The 17,693-nt window shown below is 71.0% G+C and carries 11 protein-coding genes; 5 read left to right on the top strand and 6 right to left on the bottom strand.

Features of this window, described 5'->3' with window-relative positions; translation table 11 throughout:
* The first annotated feature begins 3 nt into the window (after positions 1–3).
* From BJY16_RS00160 to BJY16_RS00145, 4 genes are all read left to right on the top strand, one after another.
* Positions 4–1,572 carry a glycoside hydrolase family 13 protein gene (locus BJY16_RS00160; protein ID WP_185037107.1) on the top strand — a complete coding sequence of 523 codons (1,569 nt, stop codon included), beginning with the start codon at positions 4–6 and terminating at the stop codon, positions 1,570–1,572.
* A 99-nt stretch (positions 1,573–1,671) separates the two neighbouring features.
* The gene (locus BJY16_RS00155; RefSeq protein WP_185037106.1) at positions 1,672–4,437 is read left to right on the top strand and encodes a discoidin domain-containing protein; all 2,766 of its coding nucleotides are present in this window, start codon (positions 1,672–1,674) and stop codon (positions 4,435–4,437) included.
* A 79-nt stretch (positions 4,438–4,516) separates the two neighbouring features.
* The gene (locus tag BJY16_RS00150) at positions 4,517–8,335 is read left to right on the top strand and encodes a discoidin domain-containing protein (RefSeq protein ID WP_221501845.1); all 3,819 of its coding nucleotides are present in this window, start codon (positions 4,517–4,519) and stop codon (positions 8,333–8,335) included.
* A gap of 95 nt (positions 8,336–8,430) precedes the next feature.
* A complete protein-coding gene (locus tag BJY16_RS00145; protein ID WP_185037105.1) occupies positions 8,431–9,162 on the top strand; it encodes a ComEA family DNA-binding protein in 732 nt (243 codons plus the stop codon).
* 815 nt (positions 9,163–9,977) lie between these two features.
* On the opposite strand, the gene BJY16_RS00140 is transcribed toward BJY16_RS00145, so the two are convergent.
* On the bottom strand, positions 9,978–11,000 hold the full coding sequence (locus tag BJY16_RS00140) for a Gfo/Idh/MocA family protein (RefSeq protein ID WP_185037104.1): 1,023 nt from the start codon (positions 10,998–11,000) through the stop codon (positions 9,978–9,980).
* A 107-nt stretch (positions 11,001–11,107) separates the two neighbouring features.
* Entirely contained in the window at positions 11,108–11,860 is a 753-nt protein-coding gene (locus BJY16_RS00135) for a hypothetical protein (RefSeq protein ID WP_185037103.1), read from the bottom strand.
* Positions 11,861–11,986: 126 nt separating this feature from the next.
* Between BJY16_RS00135 and BJY16_RS00130 the strand changes: the two genes are divergently transcribed.
* Positions 11,987–12,808 carry a methyltransferase domain-containing protein gene (locus tag BJY16_RS00130; RefSeq protein ID WP_185037102.1) on the top strand — a complete coding sequence of 274 codons (822 nt, stop codon included), beginning with the start codon at positions 11,987–11,989 and terminating at the stop codon, positions 12,806–12,808.
* On the opposite strand, the gene BJY16_RS00125 is transcribed toward BJY16_RS00130, so the two are convergent.
* The 4 genes from BJY16_RS00125 to BJY16_RS00110 form a co-directional block, all read right to left on the bottom strand.
* Complete coding sequence (locus BJY16_RS00125) at positions 12,809–14,248, bottom strand: glycoside hydrolase family 130 protein (protein WP_239177975.1); 1,440 nt, start codon at positions 14,246–14,248, stop codon at positions 12,809–12,811.
* A 44-nt stretch (positions 14,249–14,292) separates the two neighbouring features.
* Positions 14,293–15,375: a glycosyltransferase gene (locus BJY16_RS00120; RefSeq protein ID WP_185037100.1), complete on the bottom strand. Its 1,083-nt coding sequence runs from the start codon at positions 15,373–15,375 to the stop codon at positions 14,293–14,295.
* A complete protein-coding gene (locus BJY16_RS00115; protein WP_185037099.1) occupies positions 15,372–16,538 on the bottom strand; it encodes a glycosyltransferase in 1,167 nt (388 codons plus the stop codon). Before BJY16_RS00115 ends, BJY16_RS00120 begins: the two co-directional genes overlap by 4 nt.
* Before the next feature lie 112 nt (positions 16,539–16,650).
* Positions 16,651–17,652 carry a glycosyltransferase family 4 protein gene (locus tag BJY16_RS00110; protein WP_185037098.1) on the bottom strand — a complete coding sequence of 334 codons (1,002 nt, stop codon included), beginning with the start codon at positions 17,650–17,652 and terminating at the stop codon, positions 16,651–16,653.
* Between the last annotated feature and the right edge of the window lie 41 nt (positions 17,653–17,693).

Here is a 17,693-nt window from a genome sequence, read left to right as displayed (position 1 = left end):
TTCGTGTCCGCAAAAGACAGTGCGTGGTGGCGCGACGCGGTCATCTACCAGGTGTACCCCCGGAGTTTCGCCGACTCCGACGGTGACGGCGTCGGTGACATCGGCGGCATCCGGGCACGCCTGGGCCACCTCCGCGACCTCGGGGTGGACGCGATCTGGATGAGCCCGTGGTACCCGTCGCCGATGGCGGACGCCGGTTACGACGTGGCGGACTTCCGGGACGTCGACCCGGTCTTCGGCGACCTGGCCGGCGCCGAGGCGCTGATCGCCGAGGCGCACGCGGCCGGGATCCGGATGATCGTCGACATCGTGCCGAACCACATCTCCTCCGAGCACCCGTGGTTCCAGGCCGCGATCGCCTCGCCGGACGCGCCCGAGCGGGACTACTTCTGGTTCCGCCCGGGGCGGGGCGAGAACGGCGAGCAGATGCCCACCGGCTGGACCGGGGAGTTCGGCGGGACCACCTGGTCGAAGGCGCCGGACGGGTCGTGGTACCTGCACCTGTTCACCCCGGAGCAGCCCGACCTCAACTGGGAGCACCCGGACGTCCAGGCGGAGTTCGAGGACATCCTCCGGTTCTGGTTCGACCGGGGCGCCGACGGGATCCGGATCGACTCGGCCGCGCTGCTGTTCAAGGACACCGCGCTGCCCGAGGTGGTGGAGGGCGAGCCGCACCCGTTCCACGACCTGGACGCGGTGCACGACGTCTACCGGGCCTGGCGCCGGGTGGCCGACGACTACCAGGGCCGGGCGCTGATCGGCGAGGTCTGGATGCCGGACGTCGAACGGTTCACCAACTATCTGCGGCCGGACGAGCTGCACGCGGCGTTCAACTTCGACTTCCTCGGCTGCGCCTGGGACCCCGACCTGATGCGCGCCTGCATCGACCGGACCCTGGACGCGCACGCCAAGGTCGGCGCCCCGCCCACCTGGGTGCTGTCCAACCACGACGTCACCCGGCACGTCACCCGGTACGGCCGGGCCGACACCACGTTCAGCTTCGAGAACAACCTCGACGGCTCCCCGGTCGACCTGGAACTGGGCACCCGGCGGGCCCGGGCGGCCGCGCTGCTCACCCTTTCGCTGCCCGGGTCCACCTACGTCTACCAGGGCGAGGAGCTCGGGCTGTGGGAGAACGAGAACATTCCTGAAGATCAGATCCAGGATCCGATGTACGCCCGGCGCGGGCACACCCGGGACGGCTGCCGGGTGCCGCTGCCCTGGTCCGGGGACGAGCCGCCGTACGCCTTCACCACCGGCACCTCCTGGCTGCCCCAGCCGGCCGAGTGGAAGGACCGCACGGTCGAGGCGCAGACCGGCGACCCGAACTCGATGCTGGAGCTCTACCGCACCGCGATCCGGTTGCGCCGCGAGCACATCAACGATCCCGCGATGACCTGGCTCGAGGCCGGCGCCGACGTGCTCGCCTACTGCCGCGGCGACGTCGCGTGCGTGCTCAACCTCTCCGGCGCCGCCATCCCCATGCCGGAGCACAAGACCATCCTGCTCGCCAGCGGCCCCCTCGACGGTGACCTCCTCCCCCAGGACACCGCGGTCTGGCTGCGCTTCTGACCGGTGCGGGCGGTCCCCGGTTCCACCGCCGGGGACGCCCGCCGAGCAGGACGGACACATCACCGAACACGGGGGCTGGCCACACCAAGGAAGGGACCCATGGCCAACCGCACCGCCCCGACAGCAACCCTGGCCGCCGTCCTCACGGCCGCCGCGGTCACCGCAGTGACCTGGACCTCCACCCCGGCGCAGGCCGCCGGACTCTCCCCGTTCGACATCGCCGGGCGGGGCGCGACCGTGCCGTTCACCGAGATCGAGGCGGAGAAGGCGGCGACCAACGGCACCTCGACCGGCACCGACCGGACCTACGGCACGCTCTCCTCCGAGGCCTCCGGCCGGGAGGCGGTCACCCTCGACGCGGCGGGTGAGTACGTCGAGTTCACCCTGACCAAGCCGGCCAACGCGGTCACCTTCCGGTACAGCGTGCCGGACGGCAAGAGCGGTTCGCTGGACCTGCGCACCGGCTCGACGCTGATCAAGGCGGTGCCGGTCACCTCGAAGTACGCCTGGTACTACGGCTACTACCCGTTCACCAACAACCCCGGGGACGGCCGGCCGCACCACTTCTACGACGAGGCCCGGGCGCTCTTCGGGACCACCTACCAGGCCGGTACCAAGATCCGGATCCAGGTCAGCTCGACCGCGCAGTCGCCCAGCTTCACCATCGACCTGGCCGACTTCGAGAACGTTCCGGGCCCGATCGGCAAGCCGTCCGGCGCCATCGACGCGGTCGCCGACTACGGCGCGGACCCGACCGGCGCCACCGACTCCACCGCGAAGATCCAGGCCGCGGTCAACGCCGGCTCGGCGGCCGGGCGGGTCGTCTACCTCCCGCCGGGCGACTACACGCTGTACAGCCACGTGATCGTGGATCGGGTCACGCTCGCCGGGGCCGGTCCCTGGTACACCGTGCTCGGCGGCCGGCACCCCAGCCAGCGCAACCTGGCGGCCGGCATCTACGGCAAGTACGCCGGCCAGGGCGGCCCGAGCCAGAACGTCACGGTCAAGGACCTCGCGGTGATCGGTGACATCCAGGAGCGGGTCGACGAGGACCAGGTCAACGCGTTCGGCGGCGCCATGTCGAACTCGGCGATCGACAACGTCTGGATGCAGCACACCAAGGTCGGGGCCTGGATGGACGGCCCGATGGACAGGTTCACGATCCGGAACAGCCGGATCCTGGACCAGACCGCGGACGGCGTGAACTTCCACATCGGCGTCACCAACTCCACGGTCACCAACACGTTCGTCCGCAACACCGGTGACGACGGGCTGGCCATGTGGGCGGAGAACACCGCGAACGTCGGCAACTCGTTCACCCACAACACCGTGGTCGCGCCGATCCTGGCGAACAACATCGTCAGCTACGGCGGCCGGGACATCACGATCAGCGACAACGTGATGGCCGAGACGGTCACCAACGGCGGCGGCCTGCACGTCGCCAACCGGTACCCCGGGGTCACCGGGCCGACCGCGGTGGCCGGCACCTGGACGCTGGCCCGCAACACCCTGATCCGGACCGGCAACTCCGACTACAACTGGAACTTCGGGATCGGCGCGCTGTGGTTCTGGCCGGACCAGGGCGCGATCACCGGGGCGACGATCAACGTCACCGACACCGACATCCTGGACAGCTCCTACTCCGCGATCCAGTGGATCGGCAACGGCACCAGCGGGCTGAACCTGACCAACGTGACCATCGCCGGCGCCGGCACGTTCGCGCTGCAGGCGCAGGCCCCGGCCACCGCCACCTTCACCAACGTGAAGGCGACCGGGATCGCGCAGAACCCGCCGACCTACAACTGCACCGGCGCCGGCCTGGCGATCACCGACGGGGGCGGGAACTCGGGCTGGCAGACCTCGACGCCGTACTGCGGGCCGTGGCCGGCGCCGAAGTGGGGCAACAGCACCACGACCCCGTCCACCCCGCCGGCCTCGTCCTCGCCGACGCCGTCGCCCAGCACCTCCACGACGCCGCCGCCCGCCAACGGCAACCTGGCTCAGGGCAAGGCGGTCACGGTCTCCTCCGCGAACGGCCCCTACCCGGGCGCGAACGCGGTGGACGGCAACGCGGCGACGTACTGGGAGAGCGCGAACAACGCGTTCCCGCAGACGTACACGGTGGACCTCGGATCCGCGCAGACGGTCGGACGGGCCGTACTGAAGCTGCCGGCAGGCTGGGAGAAGCGGACCGAGACCGTCGCGGTCTCCGGAAGCACCGACGGGTCCTCCTGGACGTCGCTGGCCGGCGCCACCGGGGTCACCCTCGACCCGGCGACCGGCAACAGCGCGACCGTCCCGCTGACCACCGGAAGTCGTCGATACGTCCGGCTGACCTTCACGGCCAACACGGGCTGGCCCGCCGCGCAGCTCGCCGAGCTGGAGCTGTACGCGACCGGTGGCACCACCACGCCGCCGACCACCCCGCCGACCACGACGCCGCCTCCGGCGGGCAACCTCGCTGCCGGAAAGACGGTCACCGCGACCAGCCAGGCCGACGTCTACACCCCGGCCAACCTGACCGACGGCAACGCCAACAGCTACTGGGAGAGCAGCAGCAACGCCTTCCCGCAGTCGGTCACGGTCGACCTGGGCCAGAGCCGGGCGCTGACCCGGATCGTCGTCAAGCTGCCGCCGGCCGCGGCCTGGGCCACCCGCACCCAGACGCTGTCCGTGCTGGGCAGCACCGACGGCTCGTCCTACGGCACGGTCAAGGCGAGCGCCGGCTACACCTTCAACCCGGCGAGCGGGAACACGGTCACCATCCCGGTGACCGCCTCCGCCCGCTACCTGCGTCTCACCTTCACGGGGAACACCGGCTGGCCGGCTGGCCAGCTCTCCGAGCTCGAGGCCTACGCCTCCTGAGAAGACCCCGCCGGGCGGCCATCCACCAGGTCGCCCGGCGGCCCCCGTAACACCTCTCGAAGGAAAGGTGCGCTCCCGCATGTCCAGATTCAGGCTGATAGCCGCGGCCGCCGCCGCCGGCGTGGTAGCCGCGTTGATGCACGCCCCCGCGGCGCAGGCCGCCGGGCCCAACCTCGCGGCCGGCAAGACCTTCAGCGCCAGCAGCTACACCGACGTCTACCCGGCCGGCAACGCCGGCGACGGCAACGCGAACACCTACTGGGAGAGCAACAACAACGCCTTCCCGCAGTGGCTGCAGGTCGACCTGGGCACGTCCACCCAGGTCAACCAGGCGGTCCTGAAGCTGCCCCCGGCCACCGCCTGGGGCACCCGCACCGAGACGCTGTCGATCCAGGGCAGCACGAACGGCACCTCGTTCAGTGACCTCAAGTCCAGCGCCGGCTACACCTTCAACCCGGCGAGCGGTAACACCGTCACGGTCGACTTCACCGCGGCCAGCGCCCGGTTCGTCCGGCTGACCTTCACCGGCAACACCGCGTGGCCCGCCGGGCAGCTCTCCGAGCTGGAGCTCTACGGCCCGGTCGCCGGGGACAGCCAGGCGCCGAGCGCGCCCGGCAACCTGACCTACACCCAGCCGGCCAGCGGCCAGATCCGGCTGAACTGGTCCGCGTCGACCGACAACGTGGGCGTGACCGGCTACGACGTCTACGCCAACGGCGTTCTGCGGACGAGCGTGGCCGGCAACGTGCTGACCTACACGGACAGCCAGCCGGACTCGGCGACCGTGCAGTACTACATGCGGGCCAAGGACGCGGCCGGCAACGTCTCCGGGAACAGCAACACGGTGACCCGGACCGGCGCGACCGGCGACTCGCAGGCACCGACCACGCCCGGCACGCTGTCCTACACCACGCCGGCCGCCGGGCAGATCCGGCTCAGCTGGGGCGCGTCGACCGACAACGTGGGCGTGACCGGCTACCACGTCTACGCCAACGGCGCGCTGAAGACCACGGTCACCGGGACCACGTACACCGACAGCGTCGCCGACACCGCGACGGTGTCCTACTACGTCAAGGCGCGCGACGCGGCCGGCAACGAGTCGGCGGCCAGCAACACGGTGACCCGGACCGGGGCCCCGCAGACCGGGACCAACCTCGCGGTGGGCAAGCCGATCGAGGCGTCCTCGACGGTCTTCACCTTCGTGGCGGCCAACGCAAACGACAACGACACCGCGACCTACTGGGAGGGCAGCGCGTACCCGGCCAACCTGACGGTGAAGCTGGGCGCCAACGCGACGGTCTCCTCGGTGGTGGTCAAGCTCAACCCGGCCACCGACTGGGGCACCCGGCAGCAGACCTTCGCGGTGCTCGGCCGGGAGCAGTCGGCGTCCGGCTACACCACGATCGTGGGCTCGGCGGCGTACACCTTCAATCCCGCCTCCGGGAACACCGTGACCATCCCGGTCTCCGCGACCACCGCGGACGTCCGGCTCTCCTTCACCGCGAACACCGGCGCGCCCAGCGGCCAGGTCGCCGAGTTCCAGGTGATCGGCACCCCGGCGGTCAACCCGGACCTGACCGTCACCGGCCTCAGCACCTCGCCGGCCGCGCCGGTCGAGACCGACGCGATCACCCTGTCCGCCACGGTCCGCAACGCGGGCACGGCCGCTTCGCCGGCCTCCTCGGTCAACCTCTATCTCGGTACGACCAAGGTCGGCTCGGCCACCGTCGGCGCCCTCGCCGCCGGCGCGTCCACCACCGTCTCGGCGAACGTCGGCGCGAAGGACGCGGGCATCTACGCGGTCAGCGCCAAGGTCGACGAGGCGAACACGATCATCGAGACCGACGACGCCAACAACTCCTACACCAGCCCGTCGAACCTGGTCGTGGCCCCGGTCAGCAGCTCCGACCTGGTCGCCTCGGCGGTCTCCTGGTCGCCGGGCAACCCGTCGGCCGGCAACACGGTGAGCTTCTCGGTGGTCCTGAAGAACCAGGGCACCGCGGCCACCGGCAGCGGCGCGCACGCCGTCACGGTGACGGTCCTGAACGGGTCCACCACGGTCAAGACGTTCACCGGGTCGTACACCGGCACCCTGGCGGCCGGCGCCTCGTCGCCGTCGATCAGCCTGGGCACCTGGACCGCGGTGAACGGCAAGTACACGGTCCGGACCGCGGTCGCCGCGGACACCAACGAGCTGCCGGTGAAACAGGGCAACAACACCAGCGAGAAACCGTTCTTCGTGGGTCGCGGCGCGAACATGCCGTACGACATGTACGAGGCCGAGGACGGCACGGTCGGTGGCGGCGCGGCGGTCGTCGGCCCCAACCGGACCATCGGCGACCTCGCCGGGGAGGCGTCCGGCCGCAAGGCGGTCACGCTGAACCAGACCGGCGCGTCGGTGGCCTGGACCACCCGCAACGCCACCAACACGGTGGTCGCCCGGTTCTCCATCCCGGACGGCACGACCAGCTCGATCAACGTCTACGTGAACGGGTCGCTGAACAAGACCCTGCCGCTCACCTCGAAGTACGCCTGGCTCTACGGCAACGAGACGGCGCCGCAGAACTCCGGCTCCGGGCCGCGGCACATCTACGACGAGGCGAACGTCATGCTGACCGGCTCGTTCCCGGCCGGCAGCACGATCAAGCTGCAGAAGGACTCCGGCAACAGCGGCAGCATCGCGATCGACTTCATCCAGCTGGAGCAGGTCGCGCCGATCGCCAACCCGGACGCCGCGAAGTACGTGGTGCCGGCCGGCTTCGACCAGCAGTCGGTGCAGGCCGCCCTGGACGCGGCCCGGCAGGACAGCACCAAGCTGGGCGTCTACCTGCCCGCCGGTGACTACCAGACGTCGAACAAGTTCCAGGTCTACGGCAAGTCGATCAAGGTGCTCGGCGCGGGACCGTGGTACACCCGCTTCCACACCCCGGAGACGCAGACCGAGACGGACGCCGGCTTCCGGGCCGACGCCACGGCCAACGGCTCGACGTTCGCCAACTTCTCGTTCTGGGGCAACTACACGATCCGGATCGACGGCCCGGGCAAGGTCTTCGACTTCGCCAACGTCGCCAACGTGACGATCGACAACATCTGGGCCGAGCACGTGGTCTGCCTGTACTGGGGCGCGAACACCGACAACATGGTGATCAAGAATTCGCGGGTCCGGAACACCTTCGCCGACGGCGTGAACATGACCAACGGCAGCACCGGCAACCTGGTCGACAACAACGAGTCCCGGGCGACCGGCGACGACAGCTTCGCGCTGTTCTCGGCGATCGACGCCGGCGGCTCGGACGAGATCAACAACACCTTCTCCAACCTGACCAGCCTGCTCACCTGGCGGGCGGCCGGCATCGCGGTCTACGGCGGCTACGCGAACACCTTCAAGAACATCTACATCGCGGACACGCTGTGCTACTCCGGGATCACGGTCAGCTCGCTCGACTTCGGCTACCCGATGAACGGCTTCGGCGCCAACCCGCCGACCGTGCTGGACAACATCTCGGTGGTCCGGGCCGGTGGCCACTTCTGGGGCCAGCAGGTGTTCCCGGCGATCTGGATGTTCAGCGCGTCCAAGGTGTTCCAGGGGATCCGGGTCAGCAACACCGACATCGTCGACCCGACCTACTCCGGGATCATGTTCCAGACCCAGTACATCGGCGGTCAGCCGGTGAACCCGATCAAGGACACGGTCTTCACCAACGTGACCATCACCGGCGCGCAGAAGAGCGGTGACGCCTTCGACGCCAAGAGCGGTTACGGCATCTGGGCGAACCCGCTGCCGGAAGCCGGTCAGGGCCCGGCGGTCGGCTCGGCCACCTTCACCAACCTGACCCTGAGCAACAACTACAAGGACATCGAGAACCCGACGTCCACCTTCACCATCGTCCGCAACTGACCGCTCCCGCGGAACAGCGTGCCCGCGTCCGTCGTCCGGACGCGGGCACGCGCCGCTTCATGGATCACCTTGAGTGGCCGGATTAGGGTCGGGGTATGCAGCCTGACCCGCGGATGGCCCAGCGGCCGCCCGAGCCGACCTGGTGGTGGTTCCTCGTCCCGCTCTTCACCTGCGGTTACGGCACGTTCCTGATGGTGCTCATCGGCGGTCGCCGGCTGCGTTCCCGGTTCCACACCATCGCCGCCTTCGGCTACCTCGCCGCCACGCTCGGGCTCTGCGCCGGCGTCTCGTTCTACAGCTCCAGCCGCAGCCAGGGGCAGCCCGACAGCGAGGGCACCTGGGTGGTGGCGCTGCTGATGCTGATCTACGTGGTCGGCATCGTGCACACCGCGGTCGTCGCGTCCCGGGTCCGCTGGGCGGCGGCGACCGGGCCGACCGGACCGCAGGTGCCGGTGATGCCCTACCCCGTCCCGATGCCGCAGGAGGACCCGGCGCTGGCCGCGGCCCGCTGGCGGGCCCGGCGCCGCGAGGAGGCCCGGCAACTGCAGGCATCCCAGCCGGCGCTCGCCTCCGAGCTGCTGATCGGCCGCCCCGACCTGCCGCACCGGCAGTACGACGACGGTGGCCTGATCGACGTCAACCACGTCTCCGCCGAGTGGATCGCCGGCGGCCTGCAGCTCGACCTGTCGCTCGCCGACCAGATCGTCGCCGCCCGGGAGGCCCGCGGCGGCTTCAGCACCCCCGACGAACTGGTCGTCTACTGCGACGGCATCACCCCGGAGCGCCTCGCCCTGTTCCGCGACCGCCTCATTTTCATCCCCCGCTGAAACCCGTTTCCGGTACGCCCTTAGCGCCCGCCGCGCGGCCGGTCCCGTGGTCGGGCTCTCCGCGAGGCCCGCTCGGGGCCCGGCCCGTGACGCGCTCCCTCTCCCGGCTGGCCCTCACGGGTGTCTGGCCGGTCTTGAGGCACCTGCACAGGCCAGCCGGGACAGGTGGGTCGGTTCCGGCTGCTCGCAGGCGCCTCTGATCGTGGTGTCCGAATCGGTGCGGCCCGGGACGGCAGGGCAACTTCCCAGTCCCCGCCCGCCCAGGGGGGCCTGCCCGAAGACAGTATCGCGCGAAAATGCGGCCACCCGCGGCCGGGCTGTGGACAGCTCGCTGGTGTGGACAACCCGCCACCGCGCCGGCAATGACCATCCTCAGTCGACCGGCAGGGGGCCAGGGGTGTCTCAGCCGCTCTGAGGGACCCGTGAGGCCCAGCCCGGGACCGGGCGGCGCGCAGCGGTCCGGAGCCCGCGCGGGGCTGGGCGGCGCGTAGCCGGTTCGGAGCCCGTGCGGGGCTGGGCGGCGCGCAGTCGGTTCGGAGCCGGCGCGGGGCTGGGCGGCGCGTAGCCGGTTCGGAGCCGGCGCGGGGCTGGGCGGCGCACAGTCGGTTCGGAGCCCGTGCGGCACTGGGCGGCGCGCAGTCGGTCCGGAGTCCGCGCGGGACTGGGCGGCGCGTAGCCGGTTCGGAGCTCGTGCGGGGCTGGGCGGCGCGTAGCCGGTCCGGGCCCGTGCGGGACTGGGCGGCACGTAGCCGGTCCGGAGCCCGCGCGGGACCCGGACGGCGGGTGCTTACGGCGTACCGGAAAGCGGGGTTGACCTAAAGGGTGACGGAGCGGCCGGTGCTGGCGCTGACCCGGGCCGCGTCGAGGACCTCCATGGCGCGCACGGTGTCCCACGGGTCGACCGGGAGCGGGCCGGCGCCGCGGACCGCCTCGGCGAAGGCCGGGTAGAACGAGTCCCAGCGGCCGCGGCAGCTCTCCACCGGGGCGCCGGTCGCGCCGCGCCACAGGTGGCCCCAGCGGTGCTGGTGCTCGACGCCCCAGCGCTCGCCGAGTTTCGCCGGGGTCTTGCCGGCCTTGAGCATCTCCTCCTGGCAGTCCAGCTCGGGGGTGATGAACGTGCCGGCGGTGCCGGTGACCCGGAAACGCGGGCCCGGACCGGCCTGCCGCCAGCTGCCCCACAGGTGCGACTCGACGCCGCTGAGGTGGTGCATGGCCAGGAAGAAGTCGTCGTCCAGCTCGCTCTCGCCGCGCATCTCGGCGTAGACCCGCTGGGCCGGGCCGTGCAGCTGCAACGCCTGGTCGACCAGGTGCGAGCCGAAGTCCAGCAGGGTGCCGCCGCCGGACGCCTTGGGCAGGCGGTCCGGGGCCCAGCGCTCCATCCGCGACTCGAAGCGGCGGATGGTGCCGAGCGAGCCCTTGTCGATCAGCTTCCGGATGGTCAGGAAGTCGGAGTCCCAGCGCCTGTTCTGGTAGACGGTCAACGGGACGCCGGCCGCCTCGGCGCTCTTGACCAGCTCGCGGGAGGTCGGCGCGTCCAGCGTGAACGGCTTGTCGACGACCACCGCCAGGCCCAGCCGGATCGCCTCGAGAGCCAGGTCGGCGTGGGTGGACGCGGGGGTGGAGATGGTCACCGCCTGGACGCCGTCGGCGGCCAGCGCGGCGATCGAGTCGTAGGTCGCGACCCCGGGCAACTGCTCGGTGACCTGCTTGCGGCGCTCGTCGGAAGTGGTGACCACACCGACGAACTCGATGTTCTCCGCGGAGGCGATCAGCGGGGCGTGGAAGATCCGCCCGCCGCTGCCGAACCCCACCAGCCCGAATCGCACCTGCTCGATCATGCCGGAAGTTTTTCATATCGGTTGCGCGGCTGTTGCGGGTGATCCCGCACGTGACTTGTGATGACCGCCGCATGACGCTCGGTCACGAAATGTGGTAGTGAGGCGTTTCAGAGATCGAACGTCGTGCGAATCGCCCGGCCGACCGGACGGAACACCTCGTCGCTCAGCCACCGGCCGGCCGCGGCGATCCCGCGGAACACCGCGCCGACGGTGTAGTGCCAGGTGAACCGGATCGCGATGCCAAGCGGCCGGAGCACGAAGCGGTAGATCATCAGGGACGCCCAGGCGATCGCCCGGCCGATCGGCACCAGCACCCCGTGGTAGACCGCGCGGACGGTCCAGGCGATCGCCAGGCCGATCGGCCGGAGGATCCATCGGTACGACGCGTGCACCGCCCAGACGACCGCGTGCCCGATCGGGGTGAGCACCCAGCGGTAGAGCGCCACCAGCAGCCAGGCGAGCGCGTGCCCGATCGGCGCCAGCACCCAGTTGTAGATCGCCCGCAGCACCGGGGTGAGCAGCCACACGATCGCCATCGCGATCGGCCGGAGCAGCCAGCGCAGCAGCATCCGGAGCACCCAGGCGACCCCGGTGACCAGCGCCGCGACCGCCCAGCGCAGGGCGTGCCAGAGCGGCAGCAGGATCCACTGCAGCAGTTGGCGGAGCAGCCAGAGCAGCGGGACCACCAGGAAGGTGCGCAGCAGCCAGCCGAGCGCCCGGCCGACCGGGACCAGGACGAACCGGTTGACCAGCACGCCCAGCTCCCAGAGCAGCCGGAAGGGGAACACCACGATCAGCGCGATCGCCCGGATCGGGTAGGTGATCCAGTCGGGCGCGTCCGGCCGGTGCGGTGTGGTCATCGGGTGCTCCTCGTTCACAAGCGCCTCACGGTACTGGAACCGATCAAAAGAAAAGCAGGTGGAGCCCCCTGTCGGATGGATGACGACGGCCGTCGAATCGGTGTGCGCCAGGAGAACAATCGCGGCATGGAACCCGCGCAGAAGGAACGTACGCCGTTTTCCGACATCGACGGACTGACCGCCCCGATGTCGGAGATCGTGCTCACCGCGCTGACCGAGATGGGCCGGCACCCGGAGATCCGGCGGGTCCGCCGGACCGGGTTCGACGCGCTCCGCCCGGCGCTCGGCGCGCGGCTGCTGGACGCGGGTTCCGGGAGCGGCGAGATGGCCCGCAAGCTGGCCGCCGAGGTCGGGCCGCGCGGCGAGGTGATCGCGCTGGACTGCTCCGCGGCGATCACCGCGGCCGCGGTCGGCCGGCACGACAACAGCAACGTGCGCTACGTGATCGGCGACGTCGGCGATCTGGACCTGCCGGACGGCTGCGTGGACGGGGTCTGGTGCGAGCGGGTGCTCCAGCACGTGGACGACGCGGAGCGGGCGATCGGCGAGCTGTGCCGGGTGACCCGGCCGGGCGGCCGGATCTGCCTGATCGACACCGACTGGGACTCGCTCGCCTTCGACGGGATGCCGCCCCGGCTCTGGGACAGCGTGTGGCGCTACGCGCGGGGTCACTTCACCCCGCCGGAGCGGAACATGGGCCGGACGCTGCGCCGCCGCCTGGTCGCGGCCGGTCTGTCGAACCTGACCGCGACCCCGGTCACCTGCCTGTTCGGCAGTCCCGAATCGGCGGCGGTGGTGCTCCCGATGGTCAACCCGCGGGTGCCGGTGGACTCCTGGCAGACCCCGCCCGCCCTGCGCGACGAGTGGCTGGCCTGCGTGGCGGCGGCCGGCGCCCGCGGTGACTTCCTCGCCGTCCTGACCATCTGGGTGGTGGCCGGGACGGTCTGATCACCGTTCGATCGGGACCATGCGGTGCAGCAGGCGGTCCAGCGGCATGCTGGCGAACGCGATCCGGACGTCGCTGGAGGCGTACGGCAGCCAGAACCGGCCGTCGTGGACCAGGCCGCCGCAGGAGTAGAGCACGTTCGGCACGTACCCCTCCCGTTCGCTCTCGTCCGGGTCGATCAGGCCGTGCGGGAGGTCGGCGATCACCCGGGACGGGTCGTCCAGGTCGAGCAGCATGGCGCCGATCGCGTACCGGCGCATCGGCCCGACGCCGTGGGTGAGCACCAGCCACCCGGCCTCGGTCTCGATCGGTGACCCGCAGTTGCCCACCTGGATCAGGTCCCAGCCGCGGTGCGGCACCAGCAGCGGCCCGGCCGGCTGCCAGCGGTGCTGGTCGTCGCGGACGGCCAGGCCGAGCGTCTCGCCGTCGGAGCGGCAGAGCGCCATCTTCTTGCCCTTGATGTAGCGCGGGAACAGCGCCATGCCCTTGTTCCGGGCGGCCGGCCCGTGCAGCGCGGTCACCTCGAAGTGCCGCAGGTCCCGGGTGTAGATCACCCGGCCGGCGATGTTGTACCCGTCGTACGCGGTGTAGGTCGCCTGGTACGCCGGCCGCCCGTCCGGGTCGATCACCTGGACGAACCGGGCGTCCTCCATGCCCCGGCTCTCGCTCGGCGTGGCCGGCCAGAGCACCCGCTGGTGCAGCGGCATGGTCGGCGGGAAGGTGACCGCGTAGTCGTCCATCACGATCCGCCGGATCAGGTCCAGCGTCATCGGGGTGGTCGGCCGGGCCAGGATCTCCGGCGGCAGGTGCGAGAGGACGTCCTCGAAGACCTGGTCGTCGTACCGGTCCGGCAGCGTGCCCAGGATGTACGCCGAGCACTCGTTGTCGATGTCCTCGTCGCCGAGCGCGGCGAACAGCTGGTGCTTCATGTGCTTGGCGCCGACCCGCTGGCCGATCGCGAGCGGGCCGTCCCGGTCCTCCAGGCGGATCGCCGCGCCCGGCCCGAGGATCACGCTGCAGAAGCCGATCGACGAGATGTGCCCCTCGCCGATCTGCCGCAGGCTCAGCGCCGCCCGCAGCTCACCCGGCGCCAGGTCGGACTGGTCCGGGTGCGGCACGATCGACGGGTTGCAGAGCGCCGCGGCCTCGACCGAGAACTCGTGGCTGAAGTACGCCCCGATCAGCGTCCGGGCCTGCGGGGACAGCTCGATCTCCGGGGGCACCCGGTGCTGGACCACCTCGTAGTGGTGCTGGAAGGTGGCCAGGACGTCGTGGTGCCGGCCGGAGAAACGGGTCAGCACGTCGTCGAGAAGCGTGCTGATGTCGTTCTCGTCGAGCTGCAGCATCCGCTCGATCATGCAGGCCGTGCGGTTGTGCGTGGCGTGCGCGTCCTCGCCGGGCACGAACAGCTTGATCACCACGCGGCGGCCGTCAGGCGCCATGGTGATGTTGTGACGGGTGATGTCGGTGGTGTTCACGGTTGCTGTCAACCTAGGCCGCCTGACGGTCGGGTCGCGCTCCGATGTGCCAGCGTGCGGGCGTGCTGCAGCGTGGAGACGAGCGCGAGAGTGGATTCGGCTCCTTGGTTCAGATTAGGACCATCAGCCGTCAATCCGTCATAACAACCACAAGTCTCGCTGTCCCACATCACCGTTCCGGTGTCGTTGTCGCCCAGGAACCAGGCGATCGACTGGAAGAGCGGGGCGTCCCAGCGCTCGTCGCCGGTCACCGCGGCCGCCGTGGCGCAGGCGTCCGCGGTGGCCGCCGCCTCGATCGGCTGCTGGTCGTGCCGGTGCCGGGGGACCCCCGGACGCCAGCCGCCGACCGGCACCGTGGAGAGGTGGCCGTGGTGATCCTGCATCTCGCAGAGCCAGGCGAGCATCCGCAGGCCGTCGCCGAGCAACGCCTCGTCGCCGAGCAGGTCGCCGGCCGCGATCACCACCTCGGCCAGCGCCGGGTTGGCGTAGGTGAGTTCGCGTTCCGGCCACACCCACTCCGGGTCGGAGCCGGGCAGGCCGATCACCGTGGCGGCGTCGGCGAGCAGCTCGGCGGCGGCCCGGTCGCGCGGGTCGGCCCGGAGCACCTCGGCGGCGCCCAGGCCGGCGAAGGCCATCGCCCGCGGCCACGGCGAGCGCCGGTGGGCGCCCAGGTGGAAGGCGTACCGGGCCTCGGCGCGGATCCACGGCGCGTGGCTCCGGGCGGCGGCGGTGCCCAGCCCCCACAGCGCCCGGCCCCACCAGTCGCCCAGCGACGGCTCGTCCTGCCAGCGCCGGTCGTAGCTCATCCGGTTGCGGAACGCCCCGTCGGCGCCCTGCGCGTGGGTGAGGAAGGCCAGGTAACGCTCGGCGGCCCGGACCAGCTCGGCGGATGGCCGGGGCTCCCGGCTGGCGACCAGCAGCCCCCGGCTGACGTCGTCGACGCAGTAGCCGTGCTCGCGCCGGGCGATCGCGGTCCGGGCGTGCTCCAGCAGCCCGGTGTCGTCGGAGAGCCGGAGCACGTGGTCGAACCGTGGTTCGGGAACGTCGGTGAGCCGGATCGGCGGCGGGATCAGCCGCAGCGAAAGGCTCATGCCGGGATCGTGGCCGCGGCCAGCGGCGCTCGGTCGGCCAGCAGCCGGCCGGCCAGCGCCTGGTAGCGGGCGGCCACCGCCGGCCAGCGCAGCGTCGGACCGCCGGCCAGTCCGGCCAGTCGTCCGGGCAGCCCCGGCTCGGCCAGCACGTGCCGGATGGCCAGTGCCATCGCCTCCGGGTCCTGATGCGGCACGAGCAACCCGGGGCCGTCGGCGAGCAGTTCCACCGCGTGCGGGAACTCGGTCGCCACCACCGGCACGCCGGCTCCGACCGCTTCGATCAGCACGCCCGAGGTGACCTGCTCGGTGGAGTCGTACGGCAGCACCACCGCGTCCGCCGACCGGATCAGTTTGGACAGCTGGGCCGGCTCCAGGTACGCGTCCACCCACTTCACCGCGTCCGTCACGGCGAGCTCGGCGGCGAGCGCGACCAGCGAGGACCGGTAGACGTCGCCCTGCTGCTCGAGCACCTTCGGATGGGTCCGGCCGGCGACCGTGTAGACCGGCGCCGGCTGCAGGTCGCCGAGCAGGGCCAGGGCCCGCAGCGCCCACTCGATGCCCTTGCCCGGGCCGAGCAGCCCCCAGGTCAGCAGGTTCGGCCGGTCGTGGTCCTCGCGGGGCACCCCGGCGTGGCTGCCGGCGCCGTGCGGGATCACGGTGATCTTGCGGGGGTTCACCGCGTAGTTCGCGGTCAGCCGCTGCCGGGCGGTGTCGGTCATGGTCACCACGGCGGCCGCGGAGTCGGCGATCTGCTCCAGCACCGCGCGCTGCAGCGGGTCCGGGTGGCTGAGCACGGTGTGCAGCACCACGATCGCCGGGATCTTGAGGTCGCGCAGCAGCGGCAGCACCTCGGCACCGGCGTCGCCCGGGTAGATCCCGTACTCGTGCTGGATGATCGCCACGTCGAACCGGTTGAGCGCGGCGGCCGCGGCGCTCCAGCCGCCCGGCGCGTCGGTGTGCCACGTGTGCACGACCCGCGGTGCGGCCCGGTCGAGCGCGATCCCTCCACCGGTGTTGTCCTGGCTGAGCAGGCGTACCACGCCGGATCCCACGGCGGCACCGGGCGTTCCGGCGCTCAGGTGGGTGGCGAGTGCGGCATTGAATGTCGCCAAACCGCATTGGGTGGGGGGATACGTACTCAAAAACCCGTATGTCGCGGGCATGACCTGGGCCTTTCTGCTCTCAGCCGGCTGCCTCCCCGCAGCGCGGGGCGTTCCGGGAAAAGCTCCCGATTAACGCGCAATTCACATTGCGACGTTAACAAGACTTAGCTTTTCAGCTGAGGATTTTTCGGTAAATCGCCAAATATTCATCGACCATCCGAGCGGCCGAGAAGCGTTCCCTGGCTCGCGCGGAACAAACCCCCCGGTCGAGGCTTCCGATCCCCTCGACCGCAGCGACCGCGCCCTCCACCGAGTCGACCAGCCGTCCCGTGACGCCCTCGTCGACCACTTCGGGCATGGACCCCTTCCGGTACGCGATCACCGGCGTCCCGCACGCCATCGACTCCACCACCGACAGCCCGAACGGCTCGGCGAACCGGATCGGGTGCAGCAGCGCCGCGCCGGAGCCGAGAATCGCCCCGCGCTCCTCCGGCCCCACCGAACCGAGGTAGACCACCCGCTCCCCGTCGATCAGCGGCTCCACCTCCGCCTCGAAGAACGCCCGGTCCTGCACGATCCCGCAGATCACCAGCCGCCGGCCGGCCCGCCGGGCGATCTCGATGGCCAGGTCGGTCCCCTTGTCCGGGTGGATCCGCCCGAACAGGATCAGGTCGTCCCCGCCGTCCGGGTGGAACGGCAGGCCGTCGAGGTCCACGCCGTGGTGCACGGTGGCGAGATAGTCCAGATCGGGCGACCGGTCGCTGTCGGAGATGGACACGAACAGCGACTTCGCCCGCCGGTACGCCGGGAGGATGTTCGCCCCGGAGAAGCCGTGCACGGTGGTCAGCATCGGCGCCGCGCAGTGCGCCGAGAACGCCAGCGGCAGCCAGTCCAGGTGGTTGTGGATCAGGTCGAACTCGCCGGAGCGTTCCAGCGCGTGGCTGACGTGGATGGCCTCCCAGACCCGGCCGTCGATCTCGTCGGACTCCTCGTAGCCGGTCGGCACGACGCCGTCCAGGGTGGCCTTGGTGACCGAGTCCAGGGTGGCGAACAGGGTGACGTCGACGCCCCGCTCGGTCAGTCCCTCGGCGAGCAGGCTGGTGATCAGTTCCCACGGGCCGTAGTGCAGCGGGGGAGTGCGCCAGGCGATCGGCCCCAGCAACGCCACCTTCATGACAAAAGCCTAATTTTGGTAATAAACACGTGGTCAGTATG

Origin of the sequence: Actinoplanes octamycinicus, assembly GCF_014205225.1 — a bacterium.
GTDB lineage: Bacteria > Actinomycetota > Actinomycetes > Mycobacteriales > Micromonosporaceae > Actinoplanes > Actinoplanes octamycinicus.
The sequence above is the reverse complement of the archived record's forward strand: the minus strand, read 5'-3'. Positions and strand labels throughout refer to the sequence as shown.

What these genes read in the sequence shown, in the direction of transcription:
- BJY16_RS00145 (WP_185037105.1), top strand. Translation starts at nt 8,431, where the DNA reads ATGCAGCCTGACCCGCGGATGGCCCAGCGGCCGCCCGAGCCGACCTGG.
- BJY16_RS00135 (WP_185037103.1), bottom strand. Translation starts at nt 11,860, where the DNA reads ATGACCACACCGCACCGGCCGGACGCGCCCGACTGGATCACCTACCCG.
- BJY16_RS00115 (WP_185037099.1), bottom strand. Translation starts at nt 16,538, where the DNA reads ATGCCCGCGACATACGGGTTTTTGAGTACGTATCCCCCCACCCAATGC.
- BJY16_RS00155 (WP_185037106.1), top strand. Translation starts at nt 1,672, where the DNA reads ATGGCCAACCGCACCGCCCCGACAGCAACCCTGGCCGCCGTCCTCACG.
- BJY16_RS00150 (WP_221501845.1), top strand. Translation starts at nt 4,517, where the DNA reads ATGTCCAGATTCAGGCTGATAGCCGCGGCCGCCGCCGCCGGCGTGGTA.
- BJY16_RS00140 (WP_185037104.1), bottom strand. Translation starts at nt 11,000, where the DNA reads ATGATCGAGCAGGTGCGATTCGGGCTGGTGGGGTTCGGCAGCGGCGGG.
- BJY16_RS00120 (WP_185037100.1), bottom strand. Translation starts at nt 15,375, where the DNA reads ATGAGCCTTTCGCTGCGGCTGATCCCGCCGCCGATCCGGCTCACCGAC.
- BJY16_RS00130 (WP_185037102.1), top strand. Translation starts at nt 11,987, where the DNA reads ATGGAACCCGCGCAGAAGGAACGTACGCCGTTTTCCGACATCGACGGA.
- BJY16_RS00125 (WP_239177975.1), bottom strand. Translation starts at nt 14,248, where the DNA reads ATGGCGCCTGACGGCCGCCGCGTGGTGATCAAGCTGTTCGTGCCCGGC.
- BJY16_RS00110 (WP_185037098.1), bottom strand. Translation starts at nt 17,652, where the DNA reads ATGAAGGTGGCGTTGCTGGGGCCGATCGCCTGGCGCACTCCCCCGCTG.